At 44.8% G+C, this 17,167-nt stretch carries 13 protein-coding genes and 1 pseudogene; 3 read left to right on the forward strand and 11 right to left on the reverse strand.

Going from position 1 to position 17,167, the window contains the following annotated elements:
- Positions 1-208 precede the first annotated feature (208 nt).
- Positions 209-1,473 (forward strand): annotated as a pseudogene (locus FHT67_RS27275) (IS110 family RNA-guided transposase).
- Positions 1,474-1,849: 376 nt separating this feature from the next.
- On the opposite strand, the gene FHT67_RS27280 reads toward FHT67_RS27275, so the two are convergent.
- The 3 genes from FHT67_RS27280 to FHT67_RS27290 form a co-directional block, all read right to left on the reverse strand.
- Complete coding sequence (locus tag FHT67_RS27280; RefSeq protein WP_167201972.1) at positions 1,850-2,329, reverse strand: hypothetical protein; 480 nt, start codon at positions 2,327-2,329, stop codon at positions 1,850-1,852.
- 208 nt (positions 2,330-2,537) lie between these two features.
- Positions 2,538-4,022 carry a hypothetical protein gene (locus FHT67_RS27285; RefSeq protein ID WP_167201973.1) on the reverse strand — a complete coding sequence of 495 codons (1,485 nt, stop codon included), beginning with the start codon at positions 4,020-4,022 and terminating at the stop codon, positions 2,538-2,540.
- 179 nt (positions 4,023-4,201) lie between these two features.
- Positions 4,202-4,705 carry a hypothetical protein gene (locus tag FHT67_RS27290; protein ID WP_167201974.1) on the reverse strand — a complete coding sequence of 168 codons (504 nt, stop codon included), beginning with the start codon at positions 4,703-4,705 and terminating at the stop codon, positions 4,202-4,204.
- 653 nt (positions 4,706-5,358) lie between these two features.
- Between FHT67_RS27290 and FHT67_RS27295 the strand changes: the two genes are divergently transcribed.
- Positions 5,359-8,982, forward strand: a complete 3,624-nt coding sequence (locus FHT67_RS27295) for an S-layer homology domain-containing protein (protein ID WP_167201975.1) — start codon at positions 5,359-5,361, stop codon at positions 8,980-8,982.
- Positions 8,983-10,176: 1,194 nt separating this feature from the next.
- Here FHT67_RS27295 and FHT67_RS27300 read toward each other — a convergent pair.
- Both FHT67_RS27300 and FHT67_RS27305 read right to left on the reverse strand, forming a co-directional pair.
- Complete coding sequence (locus tag FHT67_RS27300) at positions 10,177-10,341, reverse strand: hypothetical protein (protein ID WP_165930537.1); 165 nt, start codon at positions 10,339-10,341, stop codon at positions 10,177-10,179.
- A gap of 123 nt (positions 10,342-10,464) precedes the next feature.
- Positions 10,465-11,535: an N-acetylmuramoyl-L-alanine amidase family protein gene (locus FHT67_RS27305; protein WP_243867525.1), complete on the reverse strand. Its 1,071-nt coding sequence runs from the start codon at positions 11,533-11,535 to the stop codon at positions 10,465-10,467.
- 324 nt (positions 11,536-11,859) lie between these two features.
- On the opposite strand from FHT67_RS27305, the gene FHT67_RS27310 reads away from it, so the two are divergent.
- Positions 11,860-12,885 (forward strand): LysM peptidoglycan-binding domain-containing protein, encoded by a 1,026-nt coding sequence (locus FHT67_RS27310; RefSeq protein ID WP_167201977.1) that lies wholly within the window; start codon positions 11,860-11,862, stop codon positions 12,883-12,885.
- 557 nt (positions 12,886-13,442) lie between these two features.
- Here the strand turns inward: FHT67_RS27310 and FHT67_RS27315 are convergent.
- The 6 genes from FHT67_RS27315 to FHT67_RS27335 form a co-directional block, all read right to left on the reverse strand.
- On the reverse strand, positions 13,443-13,586 hold the full coding sequence (locus FHT67_RS27315; protein WP_167201978.1) for a hypothetical protein: 144 nt from the start codon (positions 13,584-13,586) through the stop codon (positions 13,443-13,445).
- Between the two features lie 180 nt (positions 13,587-13,766).
- Positions 13,767-14,150 (reverse strand): hypothetical protein, encoded by a 384-nt coding sequence (locus FHT67_RS27320; protein WP_208403625.1) that lies wholly within the window; start codon positions 14,148-14,150, stop codon positions 13,767-13,769.
- A gap of 538 nt (positions 14,151-14,688) precedes the next feature.
- A complete protein-coding gene (locus FHT67_RS29810; RefSeq protein WP_208403626.1) occupies positions 14,689-15,006 on the reverse strand; it encodes a hypothetical protein in 318 nt (105 codons plus the stop codon).
- Positions 15,007-15,225: 219 nt separating this feature from the next.
- Positions 15,226-15,603, reverse strand: a complete 378-nt coding sequence (locus tag FHT67_RS27325; RefSeq protein ID WP_132313020.1) for a VOC family protein — start codon at positions 15,601-15,603, stop codon at positions 15,226-15,228.
- A gap of 85 nt (positions 15,604-15,688) precedes the next feature.
- Positions 15,689-16,507, reverse strand: a complete 819-nt coding sequence (locus FHT67_RS27330) for a helix-turn-helix transcriptional regulator (protein ID WP_132313022.1) — start codon at positions 16,505-16,507, stop codon at positions 15,689-15,691.
- Positions 16,508-16,660: 153 nt separating this feature from the next.
- A complete protein-coding gene (locus FHT67_RS27335; RefSeq protein ID WP_132313024.1) occupies positions 16,661-17,062 on the reverse strand; it encodes a hypothetical protein in 402 nt (133 codons plus the stop codon).
- Positions 17,063-17,167 lie beyond the last annotated feature (105 nt).

Raw genomic sequence — 17,167 nt, forward strand, 5'->3', positions numbered from 1 at the left:
AGAGCGCCTCCCTGATGTGTTGTCGACAAACCCATCATACCGAGGCGCTCCTTTTTTTACAAAGCTCATTTCTTAAGCTCTACAGGATTGTTTAGAATTCCTGTAAACCGAATAATTTGGAGTTTGAACAAAAACGAGCGCCTCTGTACGATGGGATTACGCAACGGGTCAAAAGCCCTTAAAATCCACATCAGGAGGTCGCTCTATCATGAAGTTTAAAGCACAAGATAAGCAAAATCAACTCATAGAAAACATTACCGCTCATCATTTGGTCATTGGTGTAGACATTGCTCAAGAAGTCCATGTGGCCCGCGCTGTTAGCTTTCGAGGGATAGCTTTGGGAATGCCACTTGAGTTCGGTAACCATCGCGAAGGGTTTAATCTGTTCGAACGCTGGATCCAAGATCTACTCAAATCTTACAAGCTTAGCAGCGTCATCGTTGGCATGGAGCCCACTGGTCACTACTGGTTTAGTTTAGCGCGATGGCTCCTCGATCAAGGCATTGAGCCCGTTCTGGTTAATCCTCATCTCGTCAAAAAGAACAAGGAAAACCGGGATAATACACCCTCTAAAAGTGATCATAAGGATGCACTAGTCATTGCAGACATGGTCAAAAACGGGTATTACTCCCCTGTTCGTTTCCATCCTGAAGACTACGAGGAATTGCGTATTCTAATGGCAAATCGAGAGACCATTACTAAACGGTTGAACGCTGCTGTTAATCAGATTCATCGCTGGGTAGATATTGTTTTCCCTGAACTTCGCCAGGTCTTTAAAATCCTTACTTGCACCAGTGCAATTGCAACTCTTAGACTCTTTCCTCTACCGAAAGAAATTAGTCGGCTAGATACGGAACAAGTCCTTGCCGGTTGGAAGCAATATGTAAAACGTCATGCTGGTGTCAAACGTGCTGAACTGCTCATTTCACTTGCAAAGGTCAGTGTGGTACCACTCAAGCACTTCATGCTTACAAGCTTCATCTTGGGCAATTAATTGAAGAGTATGACTTGGCTCAACGTCAGCTTGAACAAATTGAGCACGAGGTCCAGATCATCCTTGAACGCATCCCCTATGCACAAAAACTTCTTGAAATACGAGGTATTTATATAACAAATCTAGCCTGTATACTCGGCGAAGCTGGCGATCTAAGTGGCTATGCGCATGGCAATGCCTTGCTTCGTCACGCGGGGTTAAATCTTGCGGAGGCTAGCTCTGGGAAATGGCGAGGAAAGATGGTGCTTAGTAAGCGAGGCCGACCACGCTTACGTCATTTTCTTTATCTCATGACGATGAGTATGGTTATGACAAATTCGGAAGTTCGAGCGGCGCATCGCTACAATGTTGAGGAAAAGAAGATGAAGAAGGTGAAATCCATCATGAAAATAATCGGAAAAGTAGCACGTATGCTTGTCGCTTTGACTAAAAGCAGCATTATTTACGAACCGACCAAGGTATTCCCTCAAGCAGCATAAAACTAAAAGATCCTCACCAGCTCAAGTATTCGCAGGATGACAAGAAGCACGGAGTATCGGGATACGTTAAACAAAAGGGCTCGGACCCGTTCCGTTAGAAAGACCGACCTCCACCCCTTAGTTAAGATGTGACGAAGGAATGAAAGGGCTATGACCCGTTGAGACATGGGAGTGAGAATCTCTAGGGCGAAGTGGAGACGTGCGTATTATGGAACAATATGGGTGATTCCTATTCACCTTTATTTCCGCATGCCCAGTTTCCCCATTCCCAGCCTCCAGCTCCCCCATTATCCTTTTCTTCAACTTAACTACAGGATGAAATCCTGCGAATTCATGAGTCTGAGTGAGGAAAGTGAATCATTTCGAGGGAGTTCAATTATAGCGATTTTATCGTTGATTCAATTATTGTTTCGTAATCAGCTTTTTCTCCAAAATGGACAATCATTACATTTTTGTTCTCGTAAACACGTGGTTCAATTAATAACTTAGCTACTGCTAATTTTTTATCAAAGTCTTTATGTCCTTCAATTCGGGCTTCTTCGGAATTAAAACCGTAGATGTATACATTTACAGTTGAAACAAGCGACGAATTTACGGCAAACGTTACTGCCGTAACATCATTTAACTTTTCAAATGGTGATGTACCGCACTTCGGGTGAATTTGTTGAAGTTTTAGCCCTTGGTCTTCCAGTGCTTGCGTTACACCGTCTATAGTTACAGTGCCTGTATCTATAGAGTCTTTACTTTTAATCTCATTAGTGCAACTTGTCAGAACAGTAACAATGGCAAGGAAAAATATAATCATTCGAAACTTCATTTCACATCCTCCTTTTTTAGGTACTTCATAGACCTTCATAGACGTTCTCCTTTTGAAAAAAACCGGGGGAACTCCTGTCACTCTGTAAACTAACCTGCCTCATAAATCAGCAATACATTTATAAACGTTTTGAAGTAACATTTGTTGCGTTAACCTGCCCGTTACTTCAATAAAGGCTGCAGCAGATCCTCCGATCTGTTGCAGCCTTATTAATTGAACTATAGTATCCCGTTAGCTCAACGAGTTCTCATTCTGTAATCTCAAACACCCTTAAAAGACTCTTCTCCTTACCAGAATCCCAATTCCTGCCGTTCCAAGTTACGAAACAGGGATTTCCCTCAAAATTGATATCATGCCATTGTATCTGCCCCTTTAACCGATGGCGAGAAACTATCTGCATTACTGGGCTCATTAGTTCGAGGGTACTTTCCCCTTTTTGGATATACACGCGGTTCTTGCGATCTACAAAGACTAATTTTACATAATCCGTACATTTGAGCCGACCAGTTATGTCAACTGTAGTTACATCGATTTTGATGATCTCTTTTAGGTGAATGTAAATGTACAAGAATCCAAGCTTATGATCCATAACAAAATCGAAGCTGGTCCCATCCAGATCCCTTTGTTCCAGTACGGCAAGATCCTCATTAAAGCAAAAAAGACGAGCCTGTCTCTCTCCATTCTGATCGAGAGTACAGCAATAGAAAATTCGATTCTGATGATCGATCAGGAAGGTTTTCCAATGACAACCACCCCAAGTGGGAGCCTCAAATCTAGAAACAATCTCGCCCTCCCGATTTATTTTTAAAATGCAAGCAACAGCGTTAATATCCACATGCATGTAGAGATGATCATTATGAAGCACTGGGGGAACTTTAATAAAATCCACTTCCAATTTCCACTTCATATGACCTGTAGAATCACATTGGAAAATTGAGTGTTGATTATGTTCGTAACTCGTTTGAACAGTTGCTCCATCAGGCAATAGATGGAGAATAGAATTTTCTCTAGAATTCGTTCCTACTTGATTAATTATTGTCGGTTCGTAATTCCCATCCATTCGAATTTTAAAAACATCGGAATTGTTCAAAATAAAGTCGCCGTTCGCATCTGGCAAACGGAAACACTCATCGCAGGACCATTCCGGAATTGCTTCAATCTCTGCCCGCATTTTCAACTCCGTATGATTTTTTACCCTGCCAGCTGCCTTTAATTCATCAATGTATTCGTAAATAATCGATTTATCGAAAACTCGTGCACTAAGTTCCTTCTCATACTCTTCAAAACTTCGATAATTGATCCATAAAGTGACTCCCAATAAGTTTTCCAGCAGAACAACTTTCTTTTCTAGGTTCTCGCATTTCAGTATTTCCTTGATAACTGATGTATCCTTCTCTTCAAGTCCTAAACTTTGTTGAAAATGAGTAGGGTTCCCGGTCCTCGACTCATACCCATAACCATCATTTGAAACATGATAGGCAACAGATTTCCCTTGTTTATAAACTCGCAGAACGAGAATGTCATCATCGTAGTAACCGACGGACAATATAGGTCTATCCAAGTTCTTGGATAGTTTGTAGGCTTCCCGTTCGATTGTACCGATTTGAAAGTCTTCGTGTAGCACAGTAACCCAACCTCTGGAAAATTCTTTTACCGTACAACCGGGTATTATTTCTTTTACGATGAGAGGATCGACGTATTGTATTTGAAGATTGGCAAACTTGCTTCCCATCTGCTGAACTCCTTTATTTTGCAATCAAATATTCATATAATAACACTCGAATAACCCTTTAGAATACCTTAGATTTGGTTAAGAGATGAGTAATTAGATGACAAAACGGCAACTCACAGTATGAGCTGCCGTTTTCTCTTTCTTGAGCTAATGTTTCCGTTAGTTCAATTATAAGCTTACTACTCATTAAATTGATCAGCGGCTTTTTCAGCTTTGAGAAGAGATTGATCGTCAATGTAGCCAGTATTCGCATTACTTTTTTGCATCATTTCAATATACACATCCAGCATCTGTTTGATGTCATTTAGTTGAGTAACATCATTCTCGTCCAATGTTGCTTTGTTAACTAATTGCCCCACTTTATTATTAGCCCTTTCCATAGTAGCACCAATCTTATGCCACACCAGATAATTATCTTCATAAGCAAATGGTTCATTTGCCCTAAAGCTAGCGTCCATTAACACCGCAGAGGCTATTCCAAACTTTAAGCCCCTGTCGTATTTTTCAGTCAGTATATCTTCAATAGAACCCCTTGCCTGTATGAAATCGGAGCCTAAAATCGACATATTTCTGCTCATAAAGGCTTTCTCTGTTTGTTTGTTTGACTTTAACGTTTTCCATTGATAAATGTTAAAGGCAATCGACAAAAGTAAAATTCCTATAACAATTTTTTTACTATTCATGCTGATGAATCACATCTCCCAATTATCCCAAGTATGTCTAATCTAGCAGGTCGAACAATAACCGAACACATGTAAATATTCCCACTATCTGCCCTTTAGCTAATAAAAACAGAGAGCAGATACAACGGCATTCTGCATCCAGTAGACTCCTGGATGGAGTTATAAAAAGATCACTGCTCATTTTAATATCCACGATCAGGACAGGGTTACGTCGTAAATTCATCCACCGGACTAGCCATCATGCAGCCGGTCTCAGAGGCAGAAATGCAGAGAATAAGTTGCAACGAAATTTTACAGCAGAAGGCCCTAATCAAAAGTGGGTTACCGACCGTTACACAATATCCTGTGTTGGATGAGCGGATCTATTTATGTGTTATCAAGGATTTATGGAACAACGAAATCGTAGCGTTTCGCCTTGAATCTGTGATAAATAAGCCACTTTAACATCAGCATCTATTTGAATGGAATCATGATTATTGTTAAAGATTTCTCGGAGCAAGCGTTTCCATAGATTCTATATTTTGACAGGTTGAAAACCTGGTAAATATACCACATCCTATAGTTGGGCGTTTGTCAAATTGACAATGTGTCCGAATACGATGCGGGTAAGCCGTGGGCGCACCGGATCGAAAAATAAGGAGGATTTTCATTTGATGTCAAAACGATTTGGCAGAATGCTCTCGTTCCTCTGTTGCTTGGTAATAATGGTGGCGTCGCTAACGCCTGCCAGCTTTGCCGCCGCCTCTGGCAACATCCAGTACGCAGAAGCACGTGATGGCGACCTCGGTTCTACAACTCTTACAACCTTGCAGGCGAATGATACGCCGATCGCCATTTTCGGAACTCCCGAACTCGGGTCAAACGACCCACTGTGGGCCTTGACAATGGAACATCCCATCAACAAAAGCACTGTACCCGACGACCCCAGACCCCATGCCACGGGCACAGCCAGAATCCTTTGGGACCACGACTACCTGTATGCCCGCGTAGTTGTGAAGGACAGCAATCTCTATCAGGGAGCCGGCGGAGATTACCAGTACGACAGCCTGGAGTTTTATGTCGGCAATGGATCCGGAGGCTCAAACCAATGGCGCGTCAGCGCGACGGGCGTGTTTTCAGGACAGTCCGCTCCTGGCAGAGCTGCGTGGACCCAGATCACGGATACAGGATATATCGTGGAGATGAGAATACCCAAAGGAACCTTGACCTTACAGGAAGGCAAGCTTACCTTTGAGGTCTATATCAATAACTCGACGGAAAAGGGCGGTGACCGCTATGAAGTCGTTTCCTCTTTCGGAGTTCCGGACGCGGGTTATTCCAGCGATGCTTCATTTACAGACAGCCTGCAGCTCACTTCAGCCAATGAAGCGGACACCAGATTCTCAATCACCGCCACGGCGGGACCGGGCGGTATAATAACGCCGGACCCACCCGGCGATGTTCTGAGACTTGCTAAGGGCTCAAGCAAACAATTTACGTTTACCCCCAATCACGGCAAAATTGTGGATACCGTAACGGTAGACGGCGAGGCCGTGACTCTAACTGCTGGCACTTATACCTTTGCAAATGTTGAGGCTGACCATACCATTCACGTGACATTCAAAAACGATCCGGACGCGAAGCAGCTTCCCTTTATCGTATGGAATGACAACTTCGCCCGTGGCGAGTACACGACGGCCGTCATCATTGACTTAGGCGATGGGAAGGCGGCTTTAGGCTCCGCGCTTAAACCGGGCTTGTTTACCGTCTCGGCTAGGAACACGACCCTCGGCGGCGACTCGGTGACCTTTGAAGGGACGCGCAAGATCACAAGGGTATACGCCAACAACGAACCAAAGGTACGCGGCTATCTGGGGACGGTAAGCCATTCACCGGATTATCAAGAAGGACTGGCAAGCGGCCGTTACATCGTAGTTGAGTTTGAGTTTTATTCAGAGAGCGGCGGCAATATAACGCTGGACGGCAACAGTAACTCGACAAAGCAAGTTTACAACATCGTCCAGAACGACGAGCTCCAACTAACAGATGGGAGTTCGCTTCGCAACGTGGTTTTTGAACAGGACAAAGTTGTGAATCCGATCCTTGACAAGTTTACAACACCCACGGGCGATTCGGTCAATCGCGCGCTCTACCTTCACAAGGATGGCAACGGTAATGTGGTGCAACGATTGCCGCTGTATGTGTATACCCACGGCAGGTCACGCGGCGGCACAAACGCTGAAACAGACCCCAAAGCGGCCATGAAATCCGCCAACGGCTCGGTCGCTCTAATGAAAAAAATGGAAGAAAATCCCGAAAAATACGCCAGCCATATCCTGAATATTTCCTATAATGGCGTATCTACTCCCTCCACAGCCAATGTTAAGAAGGTTATAGACGATCTGGTTGCCAGCGGCGCAGTAGACCCTAACCGTATTTACGCGGCGGGCTTCTCATGGGGCGGCCTGTATACGAACACCTTAGTTAACGACTACCCCGGCTTTTTCGCGGCCGCAGCACCTATGTCTCCGGTAAACGGATCACCGAACGCGAACGCCAACGACGCTCACGCCAAACTGGCCTATTGGATGTTTATCAATGCTAATAACGTTGGAATATACCAGACTAACCTCGCTACCTTCATAAACACCAATATGCCGAAAATGACCAACGCGAGAGCTTCCCGCTTTGAGAGCAATGAGGCTCTTACATGGCCCTACAATCAATATGATCAGCCGAGTCAGCGGCCGAATCCAAACAACACACCTGCCCTGCCTGATTATATAGCGCACGAGGTTGAAGCTGCGGTTCTTTACAACCAGATAACGATGGGAACTTGGAGCATAGCTCCAACGGCGCAGTCCCCTAACTTGCCGGCTTGGAGCAATGACTACACAGACGTCTTTGATTGGATGTTCGCGCAGAGAAAAACGGATGGGCCCGGTGCTCCGGGCGACTTCAAAGCAACGGCGGGCGACGGACAGGTCACATTAAGCTGGACTGCCCCGGCTGACGACGGTGGCAGCGCGATAGTGGGTTACAAGGTCTGGTACGGCAGCGTGACGCTAGTCACACTAGGTGCGGCAGAGACCAAATATACCTTCACGGGCCTGACAAACGACCAAGCCTACACCTTCAAGATCGTTGCTGTAAATGCGAAGGGCGAAGGCGCGGAGATCCGTGCAACGGCTACGCCGACAAAGACGACAACTCCTACTGTGCCCAATCCTTCTGGTGGCAACAGCGGAAATACGGGCAACGGGACAGACGCGGGATCGAAGTCGAACTACACTGTGAATACACCTAAGGATAAGCCCGCGGTCACAGACAAAAACGGCAACACCACCCTACCCGGCGGCGGCGAGATCGCGATCAAGGGTGGGACGAAGATTAAGGTACCGGAAGGCACAACTATAGACTCAAACGATAAGGTGACCATTCCGGCGGGCAAGAGCGCCGAAGTGGCACTACCTGGCGGCAACAGCACAGTGACCATTCCGGGCGGCTCGACGATAGTGGGCGACGGTACAGTCACAGTTGGCGGCGGAGACGCGCATGTGAACCTGCCGAACGGCAACCAGATGGATATCCATAGCGGCTCGAAGATACAGAGCGGCGGCGCGGTTGTGGTAGGACCGGGCGGCGCGAGTGTCGGCTTAAACAACGGCATGTCGCTGAACATCCATGAGGGTGCGGAGCTTGTGTTCGATGACGACACCCCGCTGGGCTTCCTCGTGATGTCGGGCAATCCTTTCAAGGATGTCTACACGGACAACTGGTTCTACAGCTACGTAAACTTAGCCTACACATACGGCCTTTTCAACGGCACGGCGTCCACGATGTTCTCACCGGGCACCTCAATGACGCGCGCGATGTTCGTGCAGGTACTGGCAAATCTTGAGAACGTAAATCGCTCCGCCTATACGAGTTCCCGCTTTAGCGACGTGACGGACGGGCAGTGGTACACAGCAGCAGTCGAGTGGGCGGCCGAAAGCGGCATAGTCAGCGGAATAAACGCTGACCTGTTTGACCCCAATTCACCGTTGACGCGCGAACAGATGCTGGTGATCCTGTACAACTTCATGAAGTACAAGGGCTATGAGATACCTGAAAGCCAATCTAACTCCTTCGCGGACGAGAGTGAGATCAGCTCATGGGCGCTCAATGCCGTTCAGGCGCTGCAGGGCATCGGCATTGTATCAGGCAAGCCGAACAACCTCTTTGACCCCACAGCCACCGCCACCCGCGCCGAAGTAGCCACTATCTTTGTAAGGTTCGTCGAATATCTGGCTAAGTAAAAGCGTAAACAGAAAAATGCGGACCCTTCCGGCTGGACAATATCCAACCGGAAGGGTCTCCTTCTATTTTACAAAGAAAATGCTCCGGTCTGAACACACGACAGTAGCATAGGGCTTTGGTCTATGCCTGCTTCATTATCACTTGGGTACCGCTGTCGATGCATGCGCTATCAATGACGGTTTGTATAATACGGTTTGAATCATATTCAACCAAAACCCGACGGCTTTTTTGCCGGGTTTTTGCTTTGGCTACTTCTCGGAAGTCAGCGGAACCTCGCAGGTCGCGGCGAGACTGCTGTCAGCTTGAACCAGTTGGAGCGAATAAGATTTTAAGTTCAGATATTACTTTCTTATCTTCAAGTTCCACCCGACCATAAGACATTAGTATTTGGCGAATCAATTAAATTCCTCATTTCACCTAACAAACCCAATAAATCATTGATATTTCGCCATTTGAACCATTCCGATAAATGATTTGTTGTTGCGAATGTTTCTATAGATGATTGAACAATTCTCCCTCTAACGCAACAAAAGCCGCCGATGGTTTACCGGTAGCTTCATCAGTTTGAGCTTTTCAACTATCGTTTACCGTTAGTTCAAGGGCATATGACTAAAGCGACTCACTCTATATCCGTCATGATGATCAACTGTAAAAGTAAATTGGACTAACTCTAAGGAATCTTTCGTATGTACTCTTCCCTCAAGAACAAACTCTTTTTGAGGATATGAGTGCGATTTCGTCATTGGCAAAATATGAGCACTGTCCATGAGAAAATCATCATAGTTGCTATCAAGCACTTTCATTTACTTTGGAAAAAGTTCAATGATTAGGACTTCTTCCAAGGCCATTAGCTGATTTTCGTCATTATATCTTGTTGGCCAGTCTTCACTGTAAGCCTCTGTACAATCCATAACTAAACCCAATATACACAAATTAGCAGGACACATCTCCACCGCATCGGTAAATCCTCCATCAATTTTTAGTTAATTTACCCGATTGGTTTAATAACTACCCTGCTTATTAAGCTTAATGACGAAGGAGCAGCTGCCGTGGTGGCAAACTGCTCCTGGATAGCGCTATCGTTCTTCGTTAGATGAAGCCCTTGTCCCCGAACATATCAATAGCTTCGGGCGTGTTCTTCGTACTATAGTGATATAAAAAATCTCAATTCGATATTACGTAAAACAAAATTATTACTCTTCCCTTCGTCTTTCCTTCACTTTGTATTCATCTTTCCCGTCCAACCATTCTAACTCATTTAGATTTGAATCAAGCTTTTGTCCTGTGGGTTGCAGCTCCTCTTTTTTCCTTTTTTTCTTCGTGTGTGTATTATTCTTCCAGTTGTGATTTTGTTTCACGTTTCCCTCATCCTTCCACATCACTCAATGCATTAGAATAAACTATGCATAAGATTGAATTCGGACTGGGAAATAAATAAAACAGGCAGTTGTTGACGCCTTGCGCTATAACGAACCACTCTGTTACCTGCTGAAGTAATCCTCCAGCCCATTCGCAATTGCTTTGGCTGCTATTTTCTGATAGCTGGAGCCGCGGACGATGGATTCATCTTTTGCGTTGGACAAGAAGCCGAGCTCTATGAGTGCGGATACCGTATCGTTTTCCCGCAAAACGTGAAGATTGCCGTATGAGATCCCGTTGCTCTTCAAGCCGATGCCGTCCGCAAGCCTGTTTTCTATCGCGCGGGCCAATGGCCGATCTTTTGTATTCGAATAATAGAAGGTAAGTATACCGGACGTGTTTTTCTCCGAAGAATTATAATGGATGCTGACGAATGCGTCCGCACCCGCGGATTCGCTTATCTTGACCCTATCGGACAGCCCGGGCTTCTCCTCATTCTTCGTTCTTGTCATGAGGACGCGCGCTCCACGACTGCGAAGCTCATCCTCTAAGTAGAAGGAAGTGCTTAAATTAAGATTTTTCTCAATCGTTTTATATGTAGTTCCGATCATTCCGGGATCGTCTCCGCCGTGACCGGGGTCGATTACGATTACTTTCCCCTTGAGGCTCTTCGATTTTCCCGAAGAAACCGCCGCCGTTTGTGTTTCGCCTTTCGCGATATAACGATCCGATACCCAGCCGAGTTGCTTATCCCGGGTCTTGACCCGAACCCATCCTTCCCGGTTGTCTATTATCGTAACAGCCTCACCTTTTGTTAGATATCCCAGAATTTTATGGTTTAATCCGGCGCCTGCCCTGAGCCGAAGCCTATCTACCAGCACAGTCGCACGGGCGGCTGCAGAGCTGTTCTGCACGCTGTCATCTTGATCTGTCGCCGATGCCGTAACGACGTTGCCATCGACTTTCTTCAAATAATGTCCTGCCACCCAACCGGAGACGCGGTCCGACTTGATGCGCAGCCAGCCGTACTCTTCATCTGAAACCGTTACAATCTCGCCATTCTTCAAACCGCCTACGATCGACGAATCACGCGATGGCTCGCTGCGGACATTTAACGAGTCGGTGTATACCTTGGCCGTATAACTACCGCTTGCTTCCGCCCGGTTTGGTATATAACCAGAAATACTAATCAACCCACAGATCAAAATTGTCAGGTATACAATTTTTTTCATAGAAGTCTATAAGTCTCCTTTAATATTCTTAGGATATGTAGGTCTACTATTATATCTGAAATAACTAGATTCGTGCAGACCTATATTAACCCTCATTCTCATGCGCCACCAAAGAACTACATTTTCTAAAGAGGACTACTGTTCAAATTGGCATACTTAAAGCAGGCTATTTGCAATACTAGCAGTGCTCGTTGAGAATGAATTGGCTATTAAGGCCCATTCCACAGAGTTCAATAAGTCCGATAGAATAGGTTTAAATGGAGGAACAAAGGAGAAGATTACGTTTTGAATAAGAGATCCACACGCAGCAGCAAATATTCCAAAGGCAGATTGGTATCTTTAAAACAAACAAATCTCATCATCTATCTGGCGATAGTCATCATTCTTGTTGGCATTTGCGGAGTATTGTACGGCAAATATACGAATAAAGTTGATTCTAAACTTCCGATAGCTGCCGGGGATGCCGAGCAAGCCAATGCGCAGAGCAGAATCGGCAAGCCAGCTGATTCAGATTCCCTTAATAATGGGAATGGCGGAAACGAGCTATTGGAAGATGACCCCATCACCGCCGGATCCGTTGACAGCGAAGAGGAACAAGAGCGTGCAGAGGATTATAATGATTTAATAGAAGAACCTGCTCCCCTTGCATCCAACACACCAGTCAGAGAAAGCGATAAGCCAACGGAGACGCCTAAGCCTGCACAGATAGAAAAACCTACGGAAGCCCCTGCTAAAACGGTGAAGCTACCGACAACCTATGTGGTCCAAAAAGGCGATACGCTAAGATTGATATCAGAGAAGTTTTATCAATCTAAGGAGTATTATAATCTGCTTGCTGAGCATAACCATATCTTGTTTATTAATGATATGAAAGCCGGAGATACTCTTAAGATCCCAGCCTTGTCATCAACAACCGGATCGATAAATGGCGGCCAGCAAGGAACTAAAGACTATTCCAAAATACACTTGCCCGCTACCTATCTAATCCAAGCAGGCGACACGCTGTCAGGAGTTTCCAGAATGTTCTACAAATCGGTGGAATATGTGGATTATATCGCGAAAGAAAACAAGCTTGATAAAAATGTAGGCTTGAAAGCTGGCACCAATCTCATCATTCCTTCCCTAAAAAACTACAAGCCGGATGTTAACGAGACATCCGATCATACCGTAAAGAGTGGCGAGACTCTCTACAGCATCTCCAAAATCTATTACGGCTCCGACAAATATGTGATGTTCATCGCGAATTACAATCATATTGCTAATATTGATGATGTAAAAGCCGGCACGGTGCTAAAAATTCCAAAGGCTTAAGTCATCGAAATCTGACAGAAAAGGCTCCGCCATAGCGGAGCCTCTGATGAGCAACATCTTGAATTTGGTGTGAAAGCAAGTTTTCGAGCAAATTGAAGAAGGAGACTTTTCAGCCCCTCCAATTTGATGTAATCACGTGCGAGGGGGAATTTTCAAGTTCGTCGCTGTAAAGTGCGTTAGCTTCAACCGTGCCACCAGGCAGGTCATATCGCCCGAAGTATGGACCGCCTCCCTAATGAATAACTAATAACTTTTCATCATTCAAACAAATCCCATATGCCCCCAAATGTCGATGCCATTGCTCATTTCCGTTCAATACACGCACACCTCGCAAAATCTATTTCATATAAATTAATGTATTTGAAAAGATGTCAAAACAACTGCTGAGATTGTAACTAATGCAGCCACATATTGGAACCGTTCTGCCCTTTACTTCAACAAAAGCTGCAGTAGATTCTCCGATCCGCTGCAGCTTTTGTTGATTGAACTATCGTACCCCGTTAGCTTAATATCAGCTTGGAGAAACAAACCCTTTACATTAACTACTACTCAACCACTCAATCGAATACCGCGATCTCTTCGCGAGTATCGAAATCCTGATCAAGATCAAGCTCGTAATTATACGTCCATCGTCCATTAGCGTTTTCCATATAAATAAGAGCTTCGAATACCTCATCACCTTCTGTAACACCTTCTGTCATATCGCTCCAACTAAGAGTCCCTTGGACCACAGCTTCCTTTTTTCCAAGAAAGACGACTCGTTCATTAGTTAATTTGTATCTATTGTCGCTATGCGAGAACAATTCTTTAAGGTTGTCTTTCCAGGTTTTTGACCCAATGACAATACCTTCCGATTCTTTAATGAATGAGGGGGCTGTGTATTAAATCGTTTGATCAAGATTTTCTGCATTATACGCTGCGTAGTATTTTCTTAAATCAGATAGTACGTTATTTTGCCCAATAAAATGGTCCTCTAAGATGGCTGCAGCCTTTTGGTCGATATCCCCCGGAAGTTCCAGTTTGTTATAAAACCAGCCATCGTGTGCGATCTTCCATTGTCCTTGTTCATACCGAATGACGAAGACTTCCACATCTTTACGATTCAACTCTTCCGTATTCTTTATATAAGTTACTTGAAGCGTTGCTTGGTCTTTAGCTGTATATTCAATTCGATCGATGCTCAGCTTGGATTCTCGGACTGGGATTTCACTATTGACTTGATTCGCTTCATAGTCGTACTCAGGATTATGGTATCCCAATGTCAAATTATCAGATGTCAGTAATTTTGGAGTAAATGCTTCGAAATATTTCGTTATGAGCTCTTTAATAGCGGCTTCTTGACCATAACCATATGTCTGTATACTTACGGTGAGCCTCGGTTCATCATAATAAATCGAATACTTCGCGATATCTCCAAATTCGCGAAGAGGGATATATGCTTGTCCTTTAATTTCAAGAATTGCATTGGTTAAATAGTAACTACCAGCGTCGTTATACTCAATAATATCTTCACCGGTACCGAATCGAATGACTACACCGTTTATGTTTCCCGAGATTATCCCAGTATCTGCTATAACCCATTGCGTCAGAAAATTTGCGAAAAGCTACGTACATAACACCCGATTTTACAATCGGATTTACACCAGTAATCTTTTTATTATTCACTACCAATTGAATTTGCTTACTTACAGAAGCAGCTCCCTCTACTTGTGGAGTAGATACGACCATGCAGAGGACTATCAATATACCAATAAGCTTCTTGAACATTGTGACACATCCTATTCTTAGTAGTAAGAATCGCTCTTATTTTAGTTTATCGGCTGAAACCTTAATAAAAATAGTAGCCAACAATCCTATGGCTACCGAGTTAAAATACAGCACAAACCAAACAAAGCCTCTCTCCGGCATTTTATAAAGCAGAAAGGGGATCTGCTCCCCATGGAGACAAATTCCTTTGAGCTTCCCAGTTAGTGCAATATGGTGTTTTTGTCCCGCGCCCCTGTCGTACCGGATAATCACCCCGTAATAGGTCGGTGTAGATTTCTTTACGTTTTCTTTGTTTGCAATAAGATCGTGAACCTCTTGCTCGGTTAAACGCTGTTGAAATGAGACTTCATGCAACGCAAGTTAAGACGATCATAACAAGTCTTGATCGATTCGTTAATCGTTGAATCCCAAACAGCCCCTCTCCCAAGTGCTTCCACCGTGCCACAATTCGCCTGATTTGGATCGGCAAGTTACAAATACTGTTCAGAATAAAGAAACAGCGGTAGTCTAGGACTAAAAAACAAAGTCCGAGACTACCACTGTTTTATTTAACTATGGTTCACCGATAGTTCGTTAAGCGACGAGACTGATTAGATTGTTATCGGGGTCCTTTATGATCGCATATCGCTCTCCCCACGGTGCATCTTGCGGCTCGAGAAAGCCGTCATACCCAAGCGTCGTCAACTGACGGTACACGTCATCCAGCGCTTCGTTGCTGGGGAACTGAAAGGCGAGCTCGGTCCGGTAGCCGACAGGATCTTCCCAGCCTTCAAAAACACGCTTTACCGATTCCACCATATCGAATGCAAACACAATTCCTTCTTGCTCCACGTCTACGTGATGATCTTCGTCGGCGCCGTCCGGAATATCCAGCCCCAACACACGATAAAAATCCAACGCCCTCTTCATCTCTTCTACGTAAATCGCGATTCGTTTCAACTTTACCGTCATGTAATGCAGCTCCCCTCGCCTTGCTTGATTTCACTCCCATTATAGTAATTGTCCTTCATTGCAAAATAGTAAAAAACGGACTTCCTCACTCCTGCTTGGTCAGCCTTTTGAGTGGAAGTCCATAATATCGCTTAAAAACGCCAGCGAAGTGCGACTGATCGTAGTACCCGTGTTGAAGTGCCAAATCCGTCAAGCTGAAATAGTCCCCTCTGTACAATTCCTCCAGCACGCTTTGAAAGCGGACGATGCCGAGCATCTCCTTCGGGCTGAGGCCAAGCTCCAGTTCAAAGGATCTTCGCAGATGCCTCTCGCTAAAGTTTACCTTATCCGCCAAATCCGTTACGGAAAGATTACCTTTGACCTCGTATATATACTGCATGCTCTGGTAGACCAAAGTGAGGGCAGGCACCTCGCTCGCAGCCAGTATTCGGCCCAATTGCTGCTCCACGACCTCGATCCTGTCTGGTAACGATTGGGCAGTCAGCAGCTTTTCGACCCAATCGAGGGCCTCTTGTCCCCAGAGATCCTCCAAAAACACACGATTTGCCGTTAATGTCGATATTGGAGACTTCAGGATCGTGCGGGCCGACTCCGAATACAGCCGGATACCCCATACCGAGCGTGCTTTTGCAAATTGCAAAACTTCGACTTGTGTCGTTAGCCCTACGACATAAGCGGCCTGCCTGCTTGATGAAGCGAACAGGTCCACTATAATATCGACACAGCCATCGGGGATGACTCGATGTCCCGGATTTCCCGGCACCGGCAGGAAATCCACCGTCCAATAGGCAGCGACATGCGACGCCAGGCGACGGCTTGGCGCAAACTCCCGGAAGTTGTGCGAGTGGATATGCAACTGCGGCTGCAATTGGGGAGCATGCAAGGGCCGGTAAGGATGGCTCATCTGCGCTTCTTCCTCCTATTACGTGAAAAATCTTGAAAACTTAGCGGCTTTCAAGGCTAACTTGCCTCGCCAATGACTGTAACACTGCCCAGCTGCTGTCGTGTTGTTATCAACGTTTTCCATAAGTTCAAGCAAATACATACTCCATTCTCGTTAATCTTTAAACATTTCTGTTGTTTCTCTTAATGTATATTCATCTGGTATCCTTTTTTCAATAATAAACGCTCTAAATAGTTCAACTGCCTGATTATGGTTTAAGACTTCATTAGACTTAACTTTTATTTCACCACCGCTGTATGAAACCTTTGTGCTTGTCTTTAACAGACTCTTTACACCGACTACAAAATGCCTAAATCCATACTTATCTGGTGTTCTGATTTCTATTGTCATTCTTGACTTAGAACCTGCACATTGAATATATAAAGAATCACTAAAAGATAGTGTACAAAATGAGCTTGTACTATTGTTCATTTGATAGAGGAAGCCGTAAACAAAATCGGCTTCTGGATTAATGTCTTCCATTACATAATTATCTACTTGATACCGAAATTCCATGTAATTCACCTCAAAGTTGTTTCAGCCTTAAATCTTTCTATTTAAAATTTTAACATGAAAGAAAGTGTTTCTTTCAACTATAGTTCATCCCACTATCCTGCCCTT

The organism is Paenibacillus sp. BK720 (assembly GCF_011761545.1).
In the GTDB taxonomy this organism is placed as follows: domain Bacteria; phylum Bacillota; class Bacilli; order Paenibacillales; family Paenibacillaceae; genus Pristimantibacillus.

Excerpts from the sequence above, each read along its gene's own strand:
- FHT67_RS27325 (WP_132313020.1), bottom strand. The coding sequence starts at position 15,603 with ATGACGGTAAAGTTGAAACGAATCGCGATTTACGTAGAAGAGATGAAG.
- FHT67_RS27315 (WP_167201978.1), bottom strand. The coding sequence starts at position 13,586 with ATGACAGAAGGTGTTACAGAAGGTGATGAGGTATTCGAAGCTCTTATT.
- FHT67_RS27285 (WP_167201973.1), bottom strand. The coding sequence starts at position 4,022 with ATGGGAAGCAAGTTTGCCAATCTTCAAATACAATACGTCGATCCTCTC.
- FHT67_RS27290 (WP_167201974.1), bottom strand. The coding sequence starts at position 4,705 with ATGAATAGTAAAAAAATTGTTATAGGAATTTTACTTTTGTCGATTGCC.
- FHT67_RS27280 (WP_167201972.1), bottom strand. The coding sequence starts at position 2,329 with ATGAAGGTCTATGAAGTACCTAAAAAAGGAGGATGTGAAATGAAGTTT.
- FHT67_RS27335 (WP_132313024.1), bottom strand. The coding sequence starts at position 17,062 with ATGGAATTTCGGTATCAAGTAGATAATTATGTAATGGAAGACATTAAT.
- FHT67_RS27330 (WP_132313022.1), bottom strand. The coding sequence starts at position 16,507 with ATGAGCCATCCTTACCGGCCCTTGCATGCTCCCCAATTGCAGCCGCAG.
- FHT67_RS27295 (WP_167201975.1), top strand. The coding sequence starts at position 5,359 with ATGTCAAAACGATTTGGCAGAATGCTCTCGTTCCTCTGTTGCTTGGTA.